The 4,556-nt window shown below is 41.8% G+C and carries 3 protein-coding genes and 2 pseudogenes; 1 reads left to right on the forward strand and 4 read right to left on the reverse strand.

Features of this window, described 5'->3' with window-relative positions; translation table 11 throughout:
• Positions 1 to 226: 226 nt before the first annotated feature.
• Positions 227 to 985: pseudogene (locus H6G28_RS36185) on the reverse strand (LysR substrate-binding domain-containing protein); the annotation flags it as partial.
• Between the two features lie 85 nt (positions 986 to 1,070).
• Here H6G28_RS36185 and H6G28_RS36190 point away from each other — a divergent pair.
• The gene (locus H6G28_RS36190) at positions 1,071 to 1,817 is read left to right on the forward strand and encodes an SDR family oxidoreductase (protein WP_190678197.1); all 747 of its coding nucleotides are present in this window, start codon (positions 1,071 to 1,073) and stop codon (positions 1,815 to 1,817) included.
• 20 nt (positions 1,818 to 1,837) lie between these two features.
• Here H6G28_RS36190 and H6G28_RS36195 read toward each other — a convergent pair whose 3' ends face one another.
• The 3 genes and pseudogenes from H6G28_RS36195 to H6G28_RS36205 form a co-directional block, all read right to left on the reverse strand.
• Positions 1,838 to 2,101, reverse strand: a complete 264-nt coding sequence (locus H6G28_RS36195; RefSeq protein ID WP_190593711.1) for a hypothetical protein — start codon at positions 2,099 to 2,101, stop codon at positions 1,838 to 1,840.
• A 246-nt stretch (positions 2,102 to 2,347) separates the two neighbouring features.
• Positions 2,348 to 3,997 (reverse strand): mechanosensitive ion channel family protein, encoded by a 1,650-nt coding sequence (locus H6G28_RS36200; RefSeq protein ID WP_190593709.1) that lies wholly within the window; start codon positions 3,995 to 3,997, stop codon positions 2,348 to 2,350.
• Between the two features lie 425 nt (positions 3,998 to 4,422).
• Positions 4,423 to 4,556, reverse strand: a pseudogene (locus H6G28_RS36205) (IS630 family transposase); the annotation flags it as partial.

Genomic DNA, 4,556 nt, shown 5'->3' on the forward strand with positions numbered 1-4,556 from the left:
ATTCAGTAAGCTCAAAGAATACGCAGAGTATGCTGACAAAACAATGACTCAAGTGATAGATGAGCTTATTGACTCGTTACCAAGCATAAACAATGCTGACTCCTCACCGACCCCCTGTCCTGTCAAGGAAAGCGGATTGAATTGGTTGTGGGTCAATTCGTCGTCAGCCAAAAATTCATCCCACACTGCCCTTCGGGTCAGATGTGGGGCTTCTTTTTGATTAAGCTAACCGTGATGGTACAGCAGCCACTAAGTCACTAGATGAAATAATTGCTGGTAGTACTAGTAAATGTGGAGTCGTCAAAACAATGCGACGTTGGAGATTGGACTGAGCCAAAACTTTGTCAATTTCACCAACTTCATCTTGTCGGATGGTAAACAGAGCATGAAGCAGATTCGCAAAACTGTCTGGTGCGATCGCATTTTGAGTAATCACAGGATGCCCTCGGCGACAAATGCCAACAAAGTGTTCTGCAAATAATGGCATCTGTATTGTTTGCCTGGGTGGATTTTGAAACACACCCAAGGCTAAATCAATCTCTCGATTTTCTAATAGTTCTCCTACCGAGTCTTTGGCAAAACCAATCAAGCGAAAATTAATCTTTGGTGCAATTTGATGACAAACCTGCAAAAGTTTGGGCATCACAACATGGCTGGTGTAATCTGAACTGCCAATTGTAAAAGTTGTTTGAGAATTTGTGGCATCAAACGTTTGGCTGGCGGCTAATGTTTGCCGAATTTGTTGTAAAGCTACTTTGATACCGGGTGCAATTGCCACTGCTTTGGCTGTGGGCTGCATTTCTCTGCCAATTCGGATAAATAGATCATCTTGAAATAGCGTGCGTAATCTAGCTAAAGCTGCACTCATAGCTGGTTGCCCCAAATACAGCCTTGTAGCTGCGGCTGTCACACTTTTCTCTTCAAAAAGTGCCTCAAAAGCAACCAGCAAGTTGAGATCAACGGCAGATAAATCTATTAATCCCATCGATGAAACACATTATTTCAATCAATTTGATTAATTTATAACATCTCAGTAAAGTAAAACTAACAGTTATTTAAAAGTTATCAACATGACAACTCAAACCAAGATTGCCGTAGTTACAGGTAGCAATCGTGGCTTAGGATATGCTATCTCCCGAAAATTGGCTCACATCGGTATTCATGTTGTTTTAACCAGCCGTAATCAAACAGATGGTCTAGCAGCCAAGCAGCAGTTATCTAGTGAAGGGCTAGATATCAACTATCATGTACTCGATGTAAATAGTGACAATAGTGTTGCAGAATTTACTCAGTGGCTACAGCAAACCTACGGCAAGTTAGATATTCTGGTAAATAACGCTGGTATTAATCCTACCGCCACACCGGAAGAATCCAGCTTATTGACTGTTCGGCTAGAAACAATGCAAGCTACATTTAACACTAATGTTCTAGCGGTACTGAGAATTTCTCAAGCTTTAATTCCCTTGATGAAACTCAACAACTACGGTCGCATTGTTAACGTTTCTACCGAAATGGCTTCTTTGTATACAATGGGCAGTGACTACTACCCCCTCGCACCTTCCTATAGACTTTCCAAAGTCGGGATCAATGGGCTAACTATACTTTTGGCTAGGGAACTCCAAAATGAGAATATTCTCGTCAATGCCTATTCTCCTGGTTGGATGAAAACTGATATGGGAGGTGAAAATGCGCCATTCACCGCAGAAGAAGGCGCAGAAACAGCAGTTTATTTAGCAACCCTACCAGATGGAGGAGCGCAAGGGCAATTTTTTGCAGAGATGCGGAAGTTTGGCGGGCCAATTCAATTACAGTGGTAAGTTTCTCCTCTCCTCCCTCTTTATGCCGCTTCTCTCATGGGCGATTGAACAGCTACCTCTGGAAAAGAAAGTGAAAGTTGTTCAGCTTGCGGTACTGCTGCTTGTTCTAATACCTGTATTTCAATATTTATGCTGATTAAATAACTTCCTGTATCAGCACCAACCGCTTCGGCAATTAAGCGGGAAAAGTCTGGACGTTTTGCAGTCAGTGGGTCACGTAAAATACAGCGATCCCATTCGTGCTTGGCAGTTGGATTCAGGTTGAGAATGTAATGCTTGATCATAGTTGCATTGCACTAGGATTTCTGGACGCTATATCTATTATAGTACAAATGTACTGTATTGCCCAGAGGTTGTTTCACTTGCCAATAGGGTGGGCAATTTTCCCGAATTTCTCACGTATGGGTAGCGGGTGTGGGGAGTGTGGGGAGTGTGGGGAGTGTGGGGGGAAAGATTTCTTCACCATCTTCCCACACCTGTGGATTTCTCTCTTGTGAGAAATCCAGGTTTTGCCCACTCTACTCTGTTCCCTATTCCCTGTTCCCTGCTATATTGACCATTGACTCATCACCCTTACCATTCATCTGTGCATTCAATAGCTGTGCATCATTCACCCAGATAGCTTGTTGTGGTACTGGGATATTAATTCCGGCTTGGTCAAGGGTAACTTTCAGGCGGCGGCGATATTCCCGTGCGACATCCCATTGTTTAAGAGGTTGGGTTTTAATCCACACACGAATAATTAAACCGCGATCGCCAAAATGATCAATACCCAAAACTTGCGGAGTTTCAATAATTTGATGTTTCCATTGCAAATCTTGATCCATCTCTAAAGCGACTTTTTTAATCAAGTCCAAAGCATGGTCAACATCAGCTTCATAGGCAATGGGAACAGTTAAATCGGCCCGTGACCAACGGCTAGAGAGGTTGGCGACAATTTTAATCTCACTATTGGGAATTGTAATTAAGCGTCCTTCTGAATCGCGTAGTTGTGTCATCCGCAAGTTGAGATTTTCCACTAAGCCACCCACATTGCCCACATTAATCACATCGCCCAACGCATACTGGTCTTCTAGGATAATCAAGAAGCCGTTAATGGCATCTTTAATTAGGTTTTGGGAAGCCAAAGATACAGCCACACCAACTAAACCTGCACCTGCAAGTAGAGGAACAATATCTACCCCCAGAGAAACAAGGGCGAATAAAATCCCAACTCCTACCCAGATAATAGTGACAATACTTTTAGTCACACCTGAAAAGGTAGAGACTCTTAAACGCAGACGTTCAGAAGTATCGGAGGTTAATAAAACCCCACTACTGATGAGTGTCGTTGTGAAGCGATCGATTAAAGCATAGCTGAAACGGGTAGCGACATAAGTCCCCAAGGCCACAACAGCAAGTTTTAAGGGAATTTGCGCCGCCGAGAGTATGGCTACCTGCAACGGTCGAGTGTAGGGAAATAACCCCAAAATCAGAAAATTACCCCCTCCCCAAATTCCAGCTTGCGTTAACTGAAACAAACGCTTCTTTACTTCTTGAAAATGACGATGTTGCTGTTGATTCAGTTGCGTTGTAATTGGTTGCGCTGTCGAAGAAATTGATGGAACTGGCTGTGCTGTTTCTTTGCGAGAGCGACGCTGCCAATAATATACACCCCAACTTGTGACCACCATCACCAGGCCAATGCCAGCAGCAATTTTACCTTGATTGAGTAGATATTGAGTTTGTCGTTCTTGTTTTGCCCGTTGTAAGTCTTCTTGTAAAGCATCAGCAATTTGATTCGCCGAGATCAGCTGATCTTCTTGTCTGAGTTCTGCATCCTCAGAGGTGACAGTCATCAAATATTCACCATTCACCTGAATGACGGGTATTTCGTTAACTTTCCGCACCTCTACCTTGATTTCCGTTGCTGAGGATTGAAAGTAATTCTGGCTAATTTGATTCAAGTTTCGCTGAATATTCTGTAAACGCTCTGGCAAATTAGTTTTAGTGGCGCTGATTTGAAATAAACGACGACCATCTAAATAAATCCAGCCAGAAACATTTCTATTCTCAGAGTCATTACTCAGGCTGCTGGGAGTTTGCAATAGTGGTAACAAGGGAATTTGCGCGTTTACTGGTGTTACAGCAATAGCAGAAACCGTGATTGAACCAAAAAATGCCAAAAAATGCCAACGCACTCCAACACCTCCTTGAAGAAAATCTATTTTTGATTACTTACTTAGCCATACTCCAAAATTGACTTTAGTAATTGTACCTATCTAAAGTTAAGTTTTCTGGTTAAAGATTGCAAATTATGAAATTTACTGATGTTTAACTCTTTAGATAGATGACAAATAGATTCATCAACTTTTAAGGATAACTCAGCAGAATCTGTGATTATACTCTCACAAAAAATAAATTAAACCACAATTCAAATAGCCCGGTATTATTTGGTTTGGTTTCACTCACTACATCTCAACTAATAGGAATACGGTTTAATTCCTGAATCTAGTTGTGTAAGCAGGGAGTAGGGAATGGGGAGTAGGGAGTAGGGAGTAGGAAAGACTGCTGATCTGGGTGTACTGATTTTTTTCATAAATCAAATATAGCAATCCTAAATCAGTTATGAGAAAACACCATAGGTATGGAGTTTGGGAAAGTCAAAAATTTGACCGTGAATTGCTAGTTCAAATAACGCTTTCACCACAGTAAAAGAATGACAGAAAAAATAAAACTCTCTGATGAATCGTTTGGCGT

The sequence above is a fragment of the Nostoc sp. FACHB-190 genome, assembly GCF_014696905.1.
GTDB lineage: Bacteria > Cyanobacteriota > Cyanobacteriia > Cyanobacteriales > Nostocaceae > Nostoc_B.